Origin of the sequence: Bradyrhizobium sp. CCBAU 45384 (assembly GCF_028128665.1) — a bacterium.
GTDB classification, from domain to species: Bacteria; Pseudomonadota; Alphaproteobacteria; order Rhizobiales; family Xanthobacteraceae; genus Bradyrhizobium; species Bradyrhizobium manausense.
Window position 1 is genome coordinate 156,077 of the sequence record NZ_LBIZ01000109.1, and the last position, 18,145, is coordinate 174,221.

General features: G+C 56.7%; 13 protein-coding genes and 1 pseudogene. 11 read left to right on the top strand and 3 right to left on the bottom strand.

From position 1 onward, the window contains the following. Nucleotides 1-28: 28 nt before the first annotated feature. Nucleotides 29-1,009 carry a hypothetical protein gene (locus XH80_RS20355; RefSeq protein WP_271600105.1) on the bottom strand — a complete coding sequence of 327 codons (981 nt, stop codon included), beginning with the start codon at nt 1,007-1,009 and terminating at the stop codon, nt 29-31. A 709-nt stretch (nt 1,010-1,718) separates the two neighbouring features. Between XH80_RS20355 and XH80_RS20360 the strand changes: the two genes are divergently transcribed. Further along, nucleotides 1,719-2,159, top strand: coding sequence for a VirK family protein (locus tag XH80_RS20360; RefSeq protein ID WP_271600106.1), 441 nt, complete (start codon nt 1,719-1,721; stop codon nt 2,157-2,159). 448 nt (nt 2,160-2,607) lie between these two features. Here XH80_RS20360 and XH80_RS20365 read toward each other — a convergent pair whose 3' ends face one another. After that, nucleotides 2,608-3,516 carry a hypothetical protein gene (locus XH80_RS20365; RefSeq protein WP_271600107.1) on the bottom strand — a complete coding sequence of 303 codons (909 nt, stop codon included), beginning with the start codon at nt 3,514-3,516 and terminating at the stop codon, nt 2,608-2,610. A gap of 1,372 nt (nt 3,517-4,888) precedes the next feature. Here XH80_RS20365 and XH80_RS20370 point away from each other — a divergent pair. The 10 genes and pseudogenes from XH80_RS20370 to XH80_RS20410 all read left to right on the top strand — a co-directional run. Beyond that, a complete protein-coding gene (locus XH80_RS20370; RefSeq protein WP_271600108.1) occupies nt 4,889-6,370 on the top strand; it encodes a pentapeptide repeat-containing protein in 1,482 nt (493 codons plus the stop codon). 190 nt (nt 6,371-6,560) lie between these two features. Beyond that, a complete protein-coding gene (locus XH80_RS20375) occupies nt 6,561-7,460 on the top strand; it encodes a pantoate--beta-alanine ligase (protein ID WP_271600109.1) in 900 nt (299 codons plus the stop codon). A 1,632-nt stretch (nt 7,461-9,092) separates the two neighbouring features. Continuing rightward, nucleotides 9,093-10,301, top strand: a complete 1,209-nt coding sequence (locus XH80_RS20380; protein WP_271600110.1) for a pyridoxal phosphate-dependent aminotransferase — start codon at nt 9,093-9,095, stop codon at nt 10,299-10,301. A gap of 350 nt (nt 10,302-10,651) precedes the next feature. Then, nucleotides 10,652-11,278, top strand: a complete 627-nt coding sequence (locus tag XH80_RS20385; protein WP_271600111.1) for a CDP-alcohol phosphatidyltransferase family protein — start codon at nt 10,652-10,654, stop codon at nt 11,276-11,278. 50 nt (nt 11,279-11,328) lie between these two features. Further along, nucleotides 11,329-12,480, top strand: coding sequence for an aminotransferase-like domain-containing protein (locus tag XH80_RS20390; protein WP_271600112.1), 1,152 nt, complete (start codon nt 11,329-11,331; stop codon nt 12,478-12,480). After that, the gene (locus XH80_RS44055) at nt 12,477-13,001 is read left to right on the top strand and encodes a GNAT family N-acetyltransferase (protein ID WP_442869160.1); all 525 of its coding nucleotides are present in this window, start codon (nt 12,477-12,479) and stop codon (nt 12,999-13,001) included. The genes XH80_RS20390 and XH80_RS44055 overlap by 4 nt, the downstream gene beginning before the upstream one ends. Before the next feature lie 114 nt (nt 13,002-13,115). Further along, nucleotides 13,116-13,955 (top strand): class I SAM-dependent methyltransferase, encoded by an 840-nt coding sequence (locus XH80_RS20395; RefSeq protein WP_271600113.1) that lies wholly within the window; start codon nt 13,116-13,118, stop codon nt 13,953-13,955. Between the two features lie 17 nt (nt 13,956-13,972). Further along, nucleotides 13,973-14,986: a succinylglutamate desuccinylase/aspartoacylase family protein gene (locus XH80_RS20400; RefSeq protein ID WP_271600114.1), complete on the top strand. Its 1,014-nt coding sequence runs from the start codon at nt 13,973-13,975 to the stop codon at nt 14,984-14,986. Between the two features lie 30 nt (nt 14,987-15,016). Further along, a complete protein-coding gene (locus tag XH80_RS20405; protein WP_271600115.1) occupies nt 15,017-16,555 on the top strand; it encodes a hypothetical protein in 1,539 nt (512 codons plus the stop codon). Nucleotides 16,556-16,774: 219 nt separating this feature from the next. Then, nucleotides 16,775-16,952, top strand: a pseudogene (locus tag XH80_RS20410) (IS66 family transposase); the annotation flags it as partial. A 14-nt stretch (nt 16,953-16,966) separates the two neighbouring features. Here the strand turns inward: XH80_RS20410 and XH80_RS20415 are convergent. Further along, complete coding sequence (locus XH80_RS20415; RefSeq protein WP_271600116.1) at nt 16,967-17,875, bottom strand: LysR family transcriptional regulator; 909 nt, start codon at nt 17,873-17,875, stop codon at nt 16,967-16,969. Between the last annotated feature and the right edge of the window lie 270 nt (nt 17,876-18,145).

Genomic DNA, 18,145 nt, shown 5'->3' on the forward strand with positions numbered 1-18,145 from the left:
CCCGCCGAATGGGGCCATCTAGAGACCATTACTGATTGCTCTCGCGCTTGTAGGGATTAACTTCGCTGCCGGTGCGGTAGCTTTCCAAGTTTCCGCCCAGGAACAGGCGCTCGGTTTCTTGGGTCGGCGTTCTGCCGAGTGAGCACATCAAATCGACGTCCGCATCGATATTGTCGTAATCCTCAGCATTCATTCTAAGCGCAATGCTGCTCATCACGTCGTCGGGCGTCCAGACAGCGAGCTTCGGCACGGTGTAGGTGTGCAGCTCGTTCGCATTGTTGGCGATCGCTCTCGCCCAATGATCGCGGGAGACGGTGAGTTTCGCCGGATCTTCGACCAACGATACGAAGGGTGATGTGGTTGTCCTGCCGCGCATATGCCAGCCAGCTTGGCGTGCCCGGTCAATAGGATAGCGCTCCGGATGATCTCCAACGGAAGAATGATCCCGAGCCGTGTTGCGAACATGCAATATGGCGCTCGTGTTGTGTTCCGTATGCGGCTTGCAATCACTGTCCTGATGCTGAAAGCGCCGCAGCGTGACATAAGACGACCTCACCACGTCGTCGAATACCCGATCTCGGTCAACGGCAGGTGCGCTCGCCGGTGACCAGCGCGCCGCTTGCTGCCCGGCAAGGGCGATCTCGTTCCGTAGCACTTCAAGATTGGCACCAGTCATTGTTGCGGCAAGCTGAGCGCGGGCGCTGACAAAGGATGACGCTGGATAGCTACTGGTTTGCGAGGCAGCCTCGCTCGGCGCAGATGAGGAAGTGCCAGCGGCGGAATGTGCCACTGTGCGGACTGAAGTCGATGTTGGATAGACCGAATCTAAGTCGCCTGGATGCAAGTCATTTAGCTGCTGCTCGAAGCTTACTTGATGCTCCGAATTGCGTGCCGGTGCGCTGGTCTGGCCGCCATGCTCATCCTGTTGCCGCTCGACGCGGACGGGCTGCTGTAACGCGTTGCGAATCTCAAAGGGAGTGTCTGCCACGCTTCGTGGATCAACATTCATCTCTCTCTCTCTCTCTCTCTCTCTCTCTCTCTCTCTCTCTCTCGTCCGGATGCCGGTGTAGATTGTTGCAGGTGCAGCTTTCGAGAAGCTGACAGACCAGGAAGGGCCCATTTCGCTTCTACTTTTTGGGGGAGTCGATGGAGTTAGTCAGCGAGGCGAACAGTCATTTGGACGGAAGCCGCGCAAAGCGTCGAATCAAATCGGTGCGGCCTTGTGCCTTCCGACATTGGTGCTCGATTGGGCCGAGATCGGGTGCCTTGACCGAGTTTGTTCGGACTGGCGCGTCAGACACGCCCAATCACTTCATTGCGGACGCGTCATCTAAGGCAGACAGCTTGCACAGCAAAATGGACAAGCTGGTGCTTGAGGCGAGGAAAAGGTTCTTTCGTAGATCGTCTGCTTAAGCAGAACTGTGAGTTGTAGTCTCTCGCTCGAGAAGCCTGGGCCGGACCAGCGCAACGGTTGCTGTTTCCAAGCGGACGACTGCAACAAGTCGTTCTCGTCGACGCGCGGGAAGTCGAGCCACTCCCGCAAATCTGACCTACGAGGTTGTGATGTCGGATTAGCCATCGCAACTACTTGCGCCTTGTCGCGACAGGCTGCCTTGTACAGGCGCGAGCGCGCTTGCTGTCTGGAATCAGCCAAACGCATCTCAATTACGACGTCTTGGAAACCGCAATCGGCGGTACTCATCGAGGGAGAAGATCATATGAAGCTTAATGGCCGAGAACTAACGATCCTGTTGTCCTTGCTTTCGGCGGCGAGCGTGAGCGCGCCGGCGAGAGCCGACGAGCCCTCGCCGAAATACACCGAGGTGCTCAGTGCCCTCCAGGCGGGGAAGAACGTGAAGCTCATACTGGACATGAGCCGCTGTACCAATGCGGAGGGTGGCAAGCCTGCGTCGGGGACGTACGCCGGTCTGGTCATCAATGCCTTCAGGGTGACCGGCCAGAATGGCATCAGCTTCGCCAATGCTCATCAAACGGTCGACAGCTCCGGACATGCCGTGACCGAGTACATCCGCCATAGCCTTAGCCGCGAAGGCAAGCTGACGGTGCGAGCCTCGAAACTTGTCGTCGGGACCACCGAACTCGTGAACCAAGTCGAATTCATCTGCGAAATACCGGATGGCGCAAAGTTCGTCTGGTAACGAAGATCACAGAGCGTGGGTGGCGCTTCGAAGGCTCGATCCTTTAAATGATGTCGACACCTTCGCAGGGCGTGATCGTTAGCACCGTCAGAGTGTTTCTGGCCGTCCTTTCGTCGGGGAAGGATCAAGCTGCCTGAACTTGCTGCTCAGGTCTCATGAGGCCGCCGATCTCCATTTGATCTCAGGCGTTGGAAGATCGGCGGCTCAGGCAATCGTCGTATGGGGTGGAGCTACGGCCTGTCGGTTGAACGCTCCAGGCGATCCCGCTACGTCCGCACGCTGCCTGCGGTCCTTGTGAGAGCATCATCTGATCCGGCCGCAGGCCCGCGTTGATGACTCTCAGCTCCTCCACGGCGGCCAGCCGGACCGGAGTGTTTTAGCGCGAACGCTGCTTTCGACTGCTCCGAGCATCGGAAAGGGGCAAATCACGCTTTCCGAGCCTGAGCCATCAGCCTCTTGCTCCTGACTTTCTGTATGGATTTGGCGCGCTAGCAATCCGATAGTCATCCAGATTCCCGCCCAGAAACAGTACCTCACGCTCCTCAGTGGGGGTATCACACACCCATGCCCGATTGGGGTCATCATCCTCAGTCCCGTCCTCGAGAATACTGACAATCTCCTCGGCCGTCCAAGTTGTGACCTTCGGCACAGCGTAGGTGTGCAACTCGTTCGCGTTTTCCGCTATGACTTTGGCGCCAAACTCGTTGTCATCGTCCGGTGAAAGGAGCAGTTGTGAGGCCTGCTCGGACAGTGAGACAAAAGGCGAAGAACTGGTATCACCCCTCATGTGCTCTGCCGCTGCGCGACCCAGATCAAGTCGTTGGCCTCCCCAGATATTCCAGGGGGCCTCGTCATAACGTAAAGCCGCCATGGAACGCAAATGGTCCATCGCGCTTTGACGGTCCAACGCTTGTGGCTTGCAGTGGCTGGCGTGGTTTTGAAAGCGCTGCAGCTCCACGTATGACGATGCCACCACGTCGTCGTAAACGCGGCTAATATCGACGCGACAGGCTGGCGATCCAATCGCTGTTGACCATTGTGCTGGTCTTTGCGCAGCGAGTTCGATTTCTTCTCGTAGTTCCGCAATGTTCGCGCAGGTCAGCGTTGCGGCAAGCTGAGCGCGCGCTCTCACAAAGGATGCAGCCGCGCACCGTTCATTCTCCGGGATATCTTGCGCTCTCTTATTGCCATCCGTTACCGTCCGGTTCGATCCGGACCCCGGTGAAGCTGATGCCGCGAGGGTTGGCTGAGACTCTCCAAGCCGATGCTCAAAGTCTGCTTGCGCTGCCTCCTCCTGTTGCGGCTCGAGGTAGTGCAGCCCAGCCTCGGATGGGTTGACGCTGTCAAATGGATCCACTCCGTTCTCCTTTTTTTAGCCTTCAATATCATCGTACAAAGTTGAGCAGATCAGGATGATGACCAAGACGCGGGCAGCGTCTCTAAAACGTACCAGGTCGGTCTTGTTCTCGAACGGGTCGTGAGGCGTACGGGTGGGACTGACCGGCAATCCAGGTCATTCTTAGCTTCCAGATTTTGAGCCATCGTGGTGGCCTCCTGTCCGGGTAGAGATGTTGCTACGCTAGAAGGCTTAGCTGTCGAACAGCTGACCAGGCTCACTGCTTGAAGAAAACGCGTGGCCACTGCGACTGTGCCGGCGAACCTGTTGTTCATTGCTGAGCGGGGTTTGGTGGATGGGCCACCTCGCTGTCCGTTTCACGGCGGCACCGTATGAAAGGTCCTGGAGAAGCAGCCCGGCGGAAGCTCAGCTACCGGTGAGCTTGGCTGCATGGGAGTAGCCTGCCAGGGCCGGCTGCATCAGTTGGCAATGAATGTCTTTGAAATGCTATTCAAGATGCTGCTGCGATCCTAACAGCTGGGTCAGGCCGCAGCCATTGCACTCTGACCGGGCACGGGGTGGCGTGACGGGTGTCAGTCGTAGGCAAAGCCAGGGGCCTGCGACTTCGATCGAGGCAGCACGGGCTCTCATAGATGGGCCAGCCGGCGCGCGGACCAGGCCTAGCCGAGCGCGCGCTTCGCTAACCATGAGGCGGGCGATCGGCACGTGTCGAATTGTACGTTATGGATTGCGTGCAGGCGAAGACTGCGGCTTTTGCCCTCCTGCAAACGAACTTGGAGCTTTTGCCTTCGCGATGCCCTAGCGATCATAATGCGAGTCCTGACGGCAAGACCGTGTTTGTCAGATTCAGAACATTCTGCGTCAATTTCGATATTATGCCGCCTATTTGGCTCGACAATTCCGACTAATGCGGCTGGCACGGTTGTTGCTGCCGATGAGGTAAGACCAGGTCGAGTGCAGCCCTAGATGCAGGATCATCTTTCCGCCCGCAAGCCGCGGCTCCATTCCGAAAAGAAAGCAAGACCTAGAATCTGCACATTCGGGTGGATCGAGACTGATGTGGAGTTCCCAAGAGCTGATGAATTAAATCGCACTTTCGGCCATAAGGGCGCTGTCAAACGACCGTGCGTTATCAGGGTTGGCGGGTTTGATGGACAATTGCATCGAGTGGCTGTGGAGCGCATGACAAAGAATTCGGCCGACGGGGTCAAGCATCGACCGCGGGAGACACCGACATAATAGGAGTCTCGTCCGCGCCGCGTCACCAATTCGCAGGCGAGTTCGCCAAAAAGCGCACAGGCTGCGTCCAGGCCAAGCACAAAGAAAGTCAATAGCAGGCCCCTCGTAATCCTGGCAGTACGGAACTCTCGACATGTCGCAAGGGATCGGCGCTGATAGCGGGTGCACTGTGAACGAAGGTGCAGAGCACTGCTCAGATCCGAAAAACAAGCTTTCATCAGATGGCGAGTTCGTTCGGTACTGGAGCCGAGCTGCCGACCGGCTGCTGGCCGTTGCTGCCGTTGGGAGGCGAACCGAGGAGGCGATCAGAAGGACCGGGATTGGTTTGCAGCTATCCTCCGAGAACTTTAGTGGTCACGACCTGTCAGATTTCCCTTTGCGGCGCTGCACCCTCAATCGTGCGCAGCTCTACGGAACAAAGTTGGATCGAGCAGATCTTTCTGAGGCGAACCTTATCTGTCCCGGGCTCGAGCGCGCGAGTTTCCTCGGGGCCAAGCTCGATTTCGCCTATATGCATGCGATAGCAGCGCAAGTCTGCAACTTCGATGATGCCAGTCTGCGCAATGTAATTGATGCAACCGGCAGCCTGTTTCACGGTTGCAGCATGAAAAGAACACGCTTTGACAACGCAATGCTCAGCGGGCTCCTCGTTTATCAGTGCGACGCGAGTGATGCTGTATTTGATGGCGCGGAATTACAGGGTTCAACCATCAATGAATGCTTCCTTCCTTCCGCTTCCTTCCGCCTTGCCAAGCTAAACCAAGTCACCATCACGAAGGCGCATCTGGCGAATTGCTCGTTTCTCCAGTCAAAGGGGGACTGTTTGTCGATCGTGCGTTCCACCTCCATCGATGGTCTTGTCTTGGAAGGCGCTCATCTTCCTTACCTGAGACTTTCAAAGGTGAGCGGGCGGATTCGGGCGAGAACGCTGAGCGCCCCATTTGCTGATCTTCACCTGTCAAATCTTGCCAGGGCTGAGCTGGAGCAGGCAGACTTGACCGAGGCGCGGCTTCTGTCCGTAGGCCTTTCCGACGCGAACCTCGCCGGTGCTGTGTTGAACGGTGCATCTATTCATTCCTGTCAGCTGGACGGAGCGGACCTTTCTCGGGCATCAGGCGAAAGCATTTCGATAAGAGAGAGCACAATGCGAGCCGCCAAATTCACCGGTTTTCGTGGCCGTTGCGCCTTTGTGCGCGACTGCGATCTCGAACATGCGGACTTATCCCAGGCCTATCTCTACAGGTCGATGATCACCGGTGATCCGCCGCAATCAATGGCATTAAATCGCGCAAATCTCGAGGGATCAAATCTCGTTCAGGCATATCTCGCCGCGGATATGACCGACAGCAACCTAGAGGCAACGCGGGCCGCATACGTTCGCATGAACCAGTCGTCCCTGCGCGATGCCAACCTGAGTGGGATATCGCCGTTCCAGGCCAGCTTCGTAAAGGTCGACTTTTCGGGCGCTAAGATAACCACTTTCGAGCCACCGTTTTTTGTCGACCGTTGTCGGGGACTGCCCGCAGCTCTGGAGGGGGATGAGCCGCGCGAGCCATCAACCTATCTGGCTGAATTCTCATCGTTGATCAAACGTGGCCGAGAAGGCTCAACCTGACTGCTTCGAAAACCGCAAAGTAGAAGGGACTACAGTGCCCGTGGGCTTAGAACAGGTTTCGTGCGGTGGTCGACGTTGAAGCTCTTTGGAGCTCGTTGGCACGCGCGGCCCCGCGAGAGGCCGGGTGGCGCACGTTTGGGCGATCCGAGCGCTCCATTCTTGTTGGCGTTCAAAAAACTGGAGTAGGAAAATGCATCTGGCTGGTCTTTCCGCAGGCAAGGCGTTCATCCGGGAGGTCGCAAGAACAGGTCAGACTATTGGGACGGTGCATACGCTCGGCGCCCTGCATCCTGGGCATGCAGAACTGATCAGAAGAGCGGCATTGGAGAATGATGTCGCGATTGTCACAGTGTACCCGAACAAGATCCAGCTTAGACCAGGTGGGAGCTACGATTTCAATTTGGACGATGATATTGGGCTTGCCCTACGTTCAGGAGCAACTGCCGTGATTTCCTCGAACGACAACGAAATGTTCCCGACTGGCTATCGAACGTTTGTATCGCAAGGTGACTGTCATTTGCGTCTAGGGGGGGCTGAGGCGTATTTGAAGGAAGCCGTTACTGGGGCAATCCGCTGGATCTGCTATGCGCGGCCAACTCGCAGCTACTTCGGCCTGAAAGATATCGGTCAAGCGATCCTCGTGAAGCGCGCTGTGGCAGACCTCCTTCTCGATTGCGAGATAAGGTTTGTGCCGACCGTTAGATACAAGAACGGAGTTCCGGTTTCATCGCGCTTGAGGCGATTTAGCCGCTCGGAGCTTGATGAGCTGTCGCGTCTCTCCACGTCACTCAACTATTCAAGAGAAGAGATCGCCCGAGGAGCGTCTAGCGTCAAGGATCTGGTCGCGTCGGCCGCATCTCGGGTCAAATTCCGACGGTTTAAACTCGAGTTTGTTCGGATTGTCGGCGTTGATAACTTTGAAGATTTAGAGCAGGTCAAGCTCCCTTTCATAATTGTTGGAGCGGCAATGGCTAATGGTCTCAGGGTCTTCGATAGTATCTACGTTCCAGATCAGGAGACACTCCTAAATGGTGCTCCGGATCTCTGGATCGATCTGCCTGAGCAGTCGCAGCCAAACCATGATGAATAGCATGATCTTCACGAAACTGGTGCGTTGGTGTGGCGTCGGAACGACATGCAAAAGGAAAGCTGAGCTGATCAGTTGGCTGCCCTGATATTTCCTGCCCGTCACAGGACGTGAAGTCTGACCCGCATGCATTAAAGACTACCACCGGCGCGCTAGGACACTAGGCTGAAGCGGCCGTTACCAAGCACATTTGCTCTACTCGATATTTCTGCGGAGATGACATGTTTTGTCTATCTCCGCAAGCGCGACTTCCTCGTCGCGAGCAGAGTTCTCCGATGCCTGCACTCTACTCTCCAATAGAGGCGCAAGAGCAGAACGAGGGGCCGCAAAGTCAGCCACGAGGTAAAGTCGGCTGTTCAGCGCCAAGGGTATTACATTCACAGCCGCCGCGCCTCGTTGTTTGAGTAGTTACTCATCCTTCTTTGGAGAAGATATCAACGAGTTCGCCGACCTTGCGCCACGTCGCTTGAAGCAGCGGAGTTGAAGGCGCTCCGGCGATAGTGCGGCCAGCGTGGCGGCTAAGAAGGCGCGCCTAGCCGCGCGCCGGCGACAAATTCGGCTGACGTGAGTGGTGCCATCGCCCGGGCTGCGGATGCAAAGGACTTCCGGCGTCGGGATGCGTGGCCCGACGATTCGCGGGATGTTCGGTGGCGATCGCGGCAACGGCCTCATTGACGATCAGCATTCCTACGACCGCGTAACGACTGCAGGAGCGCATGCCAGTCTCTACCGTTGCTGGCCAGCGGAGAGCCCTCAATCGAGACCACAGCGCCGGCTGGGCCCTTCGCAAATCGCGGCTGGCCGCTTCACGAACTCGAGACGCGCGGTGCCGCTACCAGAGCGACCGAGATCATCGTCGATCACTACCATCTCGCTCCAGCCCAGCTGGCGCGCACGGTCGGCCAAGCGGTCCGTCCTCGCCGCGCCGACTCTTGTGTGGTCGGCCATCGACTGACGAATGTAGACAGCGGCCTGGCGAGTAAAGTGCTCAGGCGTGATCTTCCTCACTGCTGTGCTCACCGCTCACGCCGGGTGAGAACGGAGTGTCGTTCAAAGGGCCATCGGCTGGGTCGCTATTTCGATCTAAACTTGAAAGAAGAAGACCTCCGCTCATCCCAAGTCGAGTACGGGGCGTTGAGCAACGTAGGTCTCTCGGTCGATCGGCCTCCGACGGCATTTGCAGCATTGCGAGCAAGTCAGACGTCGCGACATCCCAGTAAGCCGAAAGTCAGATGTCAATCATGTTGCAATCCATAGGCCTCGGTCAACTACCAGCGCTAGTAATTGAATTAGCGACAGGAAGGCGGCAAATATCTGCCGGAAGCAGCACCCCGCAGATGCCATCGCAAGGAGTTCGGCATGCAAGCTCGATGATAATCCGCTCTGCCGGCGGCAGTGATCGTTGCGATGACTGCGTGGCCTGCAACGCTTGCATGCTCAGGTCCGCTTCAACCGTCACTGATCCTTCCTCATGGAAGCGAACGAACGGATCGCCCATCTCGATGGCATTTCAAACCTCATGAGCGGCGATCCTCCGCCGAGAAGGTGGGGCGATTTGCTGCAGCAGATTGTGTAGCGCCGGCGTGCGATCTAGATCACTTTCCAAAGTCGATAATCATCTCAGGAGGAAACCATATGCTGGCGCAAAGGATGTCTTACCTCTCAGGTTCTGGCACCGCCGCGGCCCGTGAGGCGGCCGCAGAAGCCGCCGGGGCGGGCCGCCACATCATCGATTTGGCCGCCGGCGAAGTCATGATCGAGCCGCCATCATCCGTGCGTGAAGGCGCGATTGCGGCGATCAATGCTGGAACGAGCCGCTATACGGATTCCATTGGGTTGAAACCGCTTCGGGAGACCATCGCCGAAAAGCTGTCGGCGCAAACAGGCATCGGCTGGAAGACGGATAACATCGCTATCACTGCGGGTGCAAAGCAAGGTCTGCTCGACGCTGCCTTGGCCGTGCTCGATCCGGGTGATGAAGTCATTATCATTCGCCCCTGCTGGCCGACATTCCCGTCCCAAGTTCTTCTTGCCGGCGCAACGCCCGTCTTCGTTGATGCTCGTCCTCCGACATATACTCCCGATATCAGCACGATCTGGGCTACTGTCACACCGCGTACGAAGGCCATCATCATCAATTCGCCGAACAATCCGACCGGCGCGGTGTATGATCGGCCGACCCTTCAAGCTGTTGGCGATCTTGCAATCAGCAAACAGCTCTGGATCATTTCTGACGAATGCTACTCCAGCTTCGTATTCACTGGTGTGCGCCATGAGTCCATCGTCACGGCGCATCCCAGCGTACGTTCGCGGACGATTCTGGTCAACGCCTTCTCCAAGGAACTGGCAATTACTGGATGGCGCTTAGGCTATTTCGCGGCGCCGCCGGAGATAGTTTCCGCGGCCAAGAAACTGCAGAGCCTCACGACCTCCAACGCCAACGTGATCGCTCAGCACGCGATCTTGCATCACCTTCAAGCCGGTGACGGCAGCTTTGAACGGGGTATGCATGAGCGTCTGTCTGAGGCTCGCCTCACCGGTCTTCGTATCCTGTCTGGGCTGCACGATGTGACCCCGCCGCCGGCCGATGGTACATTCTTCTTCTATCTCGATTTGAGTAGGCTTATCTCGGCACTGCCGGCCGATGGTCCCATTCGATCAAGCGAAGATATTGCGCGATTGCTTCTGGATGAAACCGATGTGGGCTCCGTTGCTGGCGGCACCTTTGGTGATGTGAACGGCCTGCGTCTGTCCTTCGGCGCTCCACGAAACCTGCTGGAGTCAGGACTGAAGCGCGTTGTCAAGACCCTGAACAGCCTGAAGACTACGCAAGCAGCGGCTTGAATGTCTCCGGAAGGAGAACTCGAAATGCCCAATGATAAACGGGCCCTATTCGTGGCCGCCGGAACGTACTCGAGGCAGTGCCTCCGCTCTCCAAGACCCCTGGTCGAGGTGAACGGAATCCGATGCTGGAGCGGCGAAAGTCGGCATCGTACGGCCGACGGTGAGAGGAGGCCTTGCGCTCCTCGGCGGGACCCGACGCTGCGGCTTTTAGAGGCGGATTACGGCGATACTCTCCGCCTCGAGACGGATAAGAAAGATGATCTGAGTCTGGTGGACGAGCTTTGCGACTCCCGATGGGCCGCGCATTTGCCGCCGCAACTTCCATATCGCTAGCAGCAGAGAGCAAGACGATGATCGGATATCTGCGTGACTATGCAAATGCCATAACCGCTCTTGCCTGTCTGTTTGCCGTCATCGCCTTGTTCCTAGCCCTGAACGGCAACATAGAGCTTGGCGTTGCGGCGATGCTCTGGACCTGGTTTCTGGATCATTGGGACGGGCACGTCGCTCGCAAAACCATCCATCTTCGCCGTCCAGGTGTTGCAAAATTTGGACGAAGCTTCGATGGCTTTGTTGACCTCATTCACGGCGTGGTGTTCCCGGCTGTAATCATCATACTTATCAGTCAAGGCACTATCCTGTCGCTCCTGGCGAGTATACTTCTCACCTTAGCCGGTGCCATAAGGCTCAGTCATTTCGAAAATGTGGGCCTTACAGCCGATGCGCGGTTTGCTGGCATCCCCGTTTCGTATGATACGCCACTCCTTGCGATCCTGCTGCTTACAAGGCCGCAATTCCCCGAGGACGTCTTTCCGGCCGTCGTAGCCATCGCCTTTATCATCCTGGCACTGCTTCATGTGACGACCTCGATCCGAGTTCCGGCTATTCGGGGGGCCGCAGTACCGATCGCCACTGCCTTCGCAATCGCGGGATCCATTGCTTTGGTGATGATCTCAAAATTCGTCCCTCAAGAATAGCATCAGTGGAGCCCAATAGAATTATGACTAGGGCGAGCGACAAGAATGACGTGAGCGAGATTATGCAGCCGCAGTCGCCACCCAAAGCGATGCCGATTGATTTTGGCCGTAATTTTCCGCCTCCCAGCCCCGTGGTCCAACGCGCGTTAACGGAGACGTTCGCAGACCTTAGAGGTATCAACATCGCCGACGCCATTCGCTTTCCGCGCTTCATGGGAACCGCGACCGATCGCGAGGTGGGAGCAATGTGGGTTAGTCAACGCCTAGGTCAAAAGCCGGACCTGGAGCGTATCGTACTCGCGAACGGCTCACAGAGCATCCTGGCGATGTTGATGGCCCGGTTCGTTGGAACCGGCGGATTCCTTCTAACCGAAGAGCTGACCTATCCGGCGATCAAACCACTGTCGGCCTTGTTCGGAATTGAGCTCCGCGGCGTGACAATAGATAGTGAGGGGATTGATCCAACGAGTCTCGATAGAGCATGTGTCGAGTTGGGCGACAATGCTCGGGCGCTCTACTGCATGCCTACACTGCATAACCCGACGTCTGCAACGATGTCTGAGACAAGACGCAAGGACATTGCGATAGTCGCTCGCCGACATGATCTTTGGCTCTTTGAAGACGATATATACGGCGTGCTGCCGGAAGAGGCGCCTCCCCCACTGGCTCTCTACGCGCCCGAGCGCAGCTGGTACATTCTAGGGCTTAGCAAATCTCTAGCTGCGCAGCTTCGGGTAGCGTATGTCATGGCTCCCAATTCCGATATCGCGAAGGATGTTTTTTGGCCTGGAGTGCGGACCACGAACTGGATGGTCGCACCGCTGGTGGCTGAGATCGCGTCGCGTTGGCTCGCAAATGGCGTCGGGTCGGAAGTACTGCGGTCGGTCCGAGCAGAAACTTTGAGGCGCCGTGCCCTCGCTGCTTCGATTCTGCCCGACGTGCAGATATCTCAAAATGGGTTCAACTATCATCTCTGGATCGATGTGCCGGGAGCATGGCAGCTCAACGCCTTTGTCAATGCATCCCTTGATGCTGGAGCGATTGTGGGACGAGGCGATTCATTCGCGGTTGGCAGCACCCGCGGGGATCGCAAATTTCGCATCGGCTTGGGCGTACCGCCGGATCAACACGAGCTCGTTCGTGGGTTGAAGGCAATTGAATCTCTGATAGCTGCTCGCAGCGGATCGGGAGTTAAGCCATGAGCGACCAATCAGCGTCCGCCGCCGCAATAGCCCAGTTCCCGATCGGTGACACCGATCTGCATGTTCGCTTCATTTCCGAAGAAGCGGGCCGTGAGCTTCGGGATGTTGCATTGGCACCGGCACCTCCGAAGCCAGTGCCCGCATATCCTAACGCTAAAGCCGTATTCCACATAGGCGCTTACTGTGGATCGGCCCTAGCATCCGTGGCCACTTTTGTTCTCCAAGACATAGAGACCAATCAAGATCGTCAGTCATCAGGACGCAGCTGGAGAATTCAAGGGATGGCAACTGCCCAAGACTTCCGGCGCCTTGGCTTTGCCAGCGCCGTGCTAAATCATGGTCTACGCGAAATCCGTAGGCGTGGGGCGCTTCTGGTATGGTGCACTGGACGAACAACGGCCAGCTCGTTCTACCGCCACCATAGGTTCGAGCAGATCGGCGCCGAGCGGCATGTGCCGGGCATTCCATCACATTACCTCTTCAAGAGAGCTATAGGACAGGCGCTCATTCTTAGGGCATAACGCCCTAGCTTTTGCCGTCTGCTCGCCTCTGGTCGCTTTCGAACGTAGCTCAAGACCGTAACGATCTGCGCTCAAAGCGGCCGGCGTGGAATCATGGATCCCCGGAGATGTCTCATGTCGATACAGAGTTCCGGAAAATCCGTTGGATGGGAGCATTATCAGACCATTGGTGAGCATTACGACAAGGAACGACCAGGATATCCCATCGGCCCCGTTCATGAGATTGCCAAGCGGGCGTCGTCTTTGCACCATTCCTCGCGGCTGGTCGTCGACGTGGGCTGCGGGACAGGCATCTTCACGCGGATGTTGGCCGACGCTCTTGACGGATCGTTTGAAGTCTGCGGGCTGGAGCCAAGTACGATGATGATCCGACGGGCAATTGAATCAACAAACACGGTCCGGCGAATTCGGTTCATCCAATCTCCGGCGGAGCAACTTCCGTTCAGCGATCTAACGGTTGGAGTGATAACAGCCGCTGGCGCCGCGCAGCTCTTCAACCGGATGCGTTTCTATCCAGAAGCGCATCGTGTCCTGGTCGATAACGGTCTCCTCGCAATAGCGCAGAACAAGCGCTGTCATGAGACAGGCTTCTTCCAGGCCTTCGAGCTATTCCTTGAGAATTTCGTTCCCGGCTATCGGACTGGCACCTACGCGGATGCTAGGGGCGCACATTCGGCGGCCAACTTTGAGGCCGAGCTTGCCTCAGACGATCGATTTTCGAATGTCATGGTCCACAGCTGGGAGTGGCCAAGAACGTTTACTACGGAAACTTTTGAGGCATTCGCCATGTCGACCATCCAAGTCAAAATCGCGCTGACAGCGCACGGCAAGGACATCATCATGAAAGAGTTACGGTCAGTCTTGTCGGACCACTGTGATGCTGTTGGCGCCATCAACGTGACCTACAGGACCGAGCTCACAACCGCAGTGCGCACCGGCCGTAATTCGCTCTAGGTGAGTTCGGGAACGCCATGCAACCGTCAAGAATCTGGTCGGAAGTCGATTTTGACAAAGAAGGCAAGACGATCGGTTATCTTCGCGTGCCGTTCTCAACCAATGCCTCAGCATACGGATGGATCCCAGTGCCGGTTGCAAGCGTCAAGAATGGATCGGGGCCCCGAGTGCTGTTGATTGCAGGTAGCCATGGCGATGAGTGGGAAGGTCAAATCGTGCTCATAAAGCTGATCCAGTCGCTACAGGCTGAGCACATTCAGGGCCATTTAATTATTCTACCTGCGGCGAATGCGCCTGCGGTTGAGGCTGGTCAAAGAGTCTCTCCCCTGGACGACGGAAACTTGAATCGAAGCTTTCCAGGCGATCCGAATGGGACCCCGACCATGATGATGGCCCATTTCATTGAAACGGTCCTGTTGCCCGGGTGCGATCTCGTTTGTGATTTGCATTCGGGAGGGAGCTCGCTGGAATACCTCCCTTCTAGCGTAATGATCGCTCCGAACTCCGCCTCACAGTTCCGCCAAAGTGTAGATCTCCTCCGTGTGTTTGGCTTACCTGTTGGGTTCGCAACCGATGCATCGACCGGTGGAGACCGTAGCTTGACCGGCGCTTGCGATCGCGTGGGGAGCGTTGCTTGTCTTTCGGCCGAATTGGGCGGTGGGGGAACCGTTTCACGCAATTTGCTACGCGTTGCAGAGGATGGTCTTGCGCGCGTTTTGCATCATATCGGTGCCCTGGCCGCTCCTCCGAAGGCACCCGGTCCTGGTTCCATTCAACTCCTCTATCGCGTTCGATCAAACGACTTCGTCTACTCGCCTGCAAACGGCCTGTTCGAGCCGCTTGTGAGCCTTGGAGACACCGTCAATGATGGTCAGGAGGCGGGACGCATCCACTTTACTCAAGAACCTTGGCGGAGGTCGGTTACGGTTAAATTCGGGACGGGGGGCGTCGTTTTGTGCCGGCGTTTTCTGGCGCGAGCAGCCCTTGGTGATTGTCTGTTTAATGTCGGGAGGGCATGGACGCCCGACTAGCATGATCGGGACTGCCGGACAGGAAATGTCATGACGTTCAACCCTCAACCTCTGTCCTTGAGCGATCAGCTTCGGTCTAACGAGAAGCATCGCCGCGGTTGGATTTACGACGCGTTGGGTGTTCAGCCAATTGTCAATTGCGCTGGGACGAGGTCGAGCTTTGGTGGCAGCAATCCGAGGCCAATCGTGGAGTTGGCAATGAGAGCTGCGGGCGAAGCATTCGTCGACGTGGATGAACTCGCCGAAGGAGTTGGCAAATACATTGCGCGGCTCACCGGAGCGGAGTGGGGCGTCGTGACGGCCGGCAGCGTGGCGGCACTAGCACTGGCAACCGCTGCATGCATCGCTGGCAACGAACCGATAGCAATGACGCGGTTGCCAAAATCGTGCGGTTTGAAGAAACGCGTCCTGATACCGCGAACACATCGCTTTGTCTATGACTCTGTCATAGGCACTGTCGGGGCTGAACTTATTCCGTTCGATGATCTCGAAGTCCTCGCTACGTTAGCTGAATCGGCTTGCATGCTCTGCTTCCTTGGGGCGGCCGAGACGGCTGACAGTGAGATGTCCTTGGAGGCGATGCGGGAACGCGTTGGTCATTTGCCGATTGTGGTGGATGGAGCTGGACTGTCTCCCGGCAAGCCTGACCCATGGCTATCCCGGGGCGCAACATTGTCGATCTACTCAGGCGGTAAATATCTGCGCGGCCCACAGTCGACCGCCTTGCTGATCGGATCTGAACAACTGGCGCGGGCGGCGTGGGCGAATGGGCCGCCGCACCTTTCGTTTGGTCGTGCGATGAAGGTCGGTAAAGAAGAGATGGTAGGCGCCGTCGTTGCGTTGGAGGCTTGGCTTACTCCGTCTTTACGTGCGAAAGATGAACAAAAATGGCTTCGGCTATTGGGGACGATAGCGTCAAACCTTTCCCCCGATCTGGTCCGTGTTTCAATCCAGCCCTCAAGCTGGTCGGCGCTCACGCCGCGGCTGAAGGTTTGTTGGGCTGACCAGCGGATTCGCGCGGACGAAATCGTTGCCCGAATGCTTCATGACTTCCGGATTCAACTTCCAGACTTCTACTCGAGCGAGAACATTATCCTAATTGATCCATTCAACATCCTCGATGACGAGCAGGCCCGCCTGGTTGCTGGATCCCTCGAGATATTACTTCGAACGTTGCAATCAGAAGTCGAAAGCGATTCTGAGGCGGCTGCGCCGAAACCCAGGGAGGTGTTCGCGGGACTTTGGGAGAGTACTGTGAAGTTCGCTGGTCGGGTTGAAGAACATGTCATGACGCTAACGCACCAGGGGGATAACATTGCGGGCTTCTACCGAGGGGAGGTGTTTGACGGCACTATAGCTGGATCCGCCATGGGCAATGAGCTTCGCATCGTTGCAAAGCACAAAGCCGACCGAATGGAGATTTATTATTGCTTTGAGGGTCTGCTCCACGAAGGCTGTATTGAAGGAGTGGCTTGGTTAGGAGCCGCGACGCGGGAGTTACGAAGTCCGTCTCTTTGTAAGCAGTTTGGCAGAGCGGCATGGCTTGCAAAACGTAGTGCGCGGCGGTGAGCGAGGTTGCAATCGAACCAATGCGACAGCAGGTAAGGACTTAGGCTAAAGAGATCCTGTGCTTAAATACATGGAATTCACGGGGCTAGTCGAAAGCGGGTGTCCGACGCATGTCGACGACTTTACCGCAAGGCTCGACAGGCCCACAACTTTGATTCTATTTCACTGCGTAAGGCGGCTTCCCACGAACTAGCGATCCTCAACGGCCGCTGCGCCGACGTGCGGATCGCAGTGCGCCAGGAAAAGAGAAAGCCGATTCTCGATGACGTGCACACTTGGTTGTTAACCGAGCGCAGAACCCTCTCGCCTTCCTCCGAGGTCCTGAAGCCGATCAACTACATGCTCGGGGCGCTGGGATGACTTCGCCCACTTCCTCGACGATGGCAGGATCTGCTTGCCTTCTGTCCGTAGCTAGGCAACTTCTGAAAGTGCAGCGTTCTTACAAAGCCGCACCAGCCATCGACAGAACGCCCGCGCGATTTCCGGGTTATCGGTGCGATCAACTGCATACGCTCGGTACTGCATTCCGCTCGGAGTTCGGGATCCTGGGATCACGTTCAAAGCTCCCGAACGTACCAGGTCACTGACAATGATTTCGGGGGCGACCAGCAGGCACTTTCCTGTCATCACCGCAGGTAACGCGAGGTAATTGTGATCATACCGCGCCCCTGATTTTATATCGTTCGAACTCAGGTTCATTGCCCGCAACCAAGTGGGAAGGATGTCGGGCCGAGAGGTAATGTTGAGGATTGGCGTGCTACGAATGACCGCGAGGCTCCTTCCATCAACTTGATTTGGAGAGCCTACGCAAACAAGTTGTTCGCTGTAAATCTCCCAATCGTCTGCCGGCTCGATAACGGGCAGATCCCGCGTGATCAAAATGTCATAATCGTCGGATGACCTCGGTGGGGACAGTGAACTGATGATGTCCACGATCACCCCACCCATCTCGGCGGAAAACGCCTGCAGGTTTGGTATCAGAAAGGAATAGGCAAACGTTGAGAGCGACGTGCGCACTACAATTCGGTTGGTGTCCGTCCGAGCACGGCGCCGCATCCTCTTTGCGGTGAAACAGACGCTATCGAGCGGTTCGGCGACGGCGTTTGCAAACAATCTTCCGAATTCTGTGATCTGGCTTCGCCGGCCGCGTCGTTGCATGAGCTCCGCACCGAGATAGTTCTGAAGCACTGACAAGTAGCGACTGACCGAGCTTTGTGTCGTGCCCAACGTGTTAGCCGCCCGCGTCACACTCCCTTCGCGTGCAATCATCACAAACACACGAATCGCATTCAGCGGCACCTCATCATCTTCGGTCGCCATCTGTTGCTGCTCCAGCGAATTGCGGGACGGTCAGACTGTCTTCACGCGAGTGATAAACATTGTGTTTCTTGCATCAAATTATTCGATATCAACAGTCGGGATCATGCTTATTAGCCCGACTTCATGCAGAAAATCCCCATTCGGTCAGATATTAGTGGAAGCTGCACTCGAAATGCACACGGCCTTCGCCTAGTGTGCCGATAGAGCGAGGCGGGAGGTCGGGGTCGGAACGAGCTTGTCAAGATATTCAGAACTTCGAAGCAAGCGACA

Bases quoted from the DNA above. Each gene is read 5' to 3' on its own strand.
- XH80_RS20415 (WP_271600116.1), bottom strand. From the start codon at position 17,875: ATGGCGACCGAAGATGATGAGGTGCCGCTGAATGCGATTCGTGTGTTT.
- XH80_RS20375 (WP_271600109.1), top strand. From the start codon at position 6,561: ATGCATCTGGCTGGTCTTTCCGCAGGCAAGGCGTTCATCCGGGAGGTC.
- XH80_RS20355 (WP_271600105.1), bottom strand. From the start codon at position 1,009: ATGAATGTTGATCCACGAAGCGTGGCAGACACTCCCTTTGAGATTCGC.
- XH80_RS20405 (WP_271600115.1), top strand. From the start codon at position 15,017: ATGACGTTCAACCCTCAACCTCTGTCCTTGAGCGATCAGCTTCGGTCT.
- XH80_RS20370 (WP_271600108.1), top strand. From the start codon at position 4,889: ATGTCGCAAGGGATCGGCGCTGATAGCGGGTGCACTGTGAACGAAGGT.
- XH80_RS20400 (WP_271600114.1), top strand. From the start codon at position 13,973: ATGCAACCGTCAAGAATCTGGTCGGAAGTCGATTTTGACAAAGAAGGC.
- XH80_RS20380 (WP_271600110.1), top strand. From the start codon at position 9,093: ATGCTGGCGCAAAGGATGTCTTACCTCTCAGGTTCTGGCACCGCCGCG.
- XH80_RS44055 (WP_442869160.1), top strand. From the start codon at position 12,477: ATGAGCGACCAATCAGCGTCCGCCGCCGCAATAGCCCAGTTCCCGATC.
- XH80_RS20385 (WP_271600111.1), top strand. From the start codon at position 10,652: ATGATCGGATATCTGCGTGACTATGCAAATGCCATAACCGCTCTTGCC.
- XH80_RS20360 (WP_271600106.1), top strand. From the start codon at position 1,719: ATGAAGCTTAATGGCCGAGAACTAACGATCCTGTTGTCCTTGCTTTCG.
- XH80_RS20395 (WP_271600113.1), top strand. From the start codon at position 13,116: ATGTCGATACAGAGTTCCGGAAAATCCGTTGGATGGGAGCATTATCAG.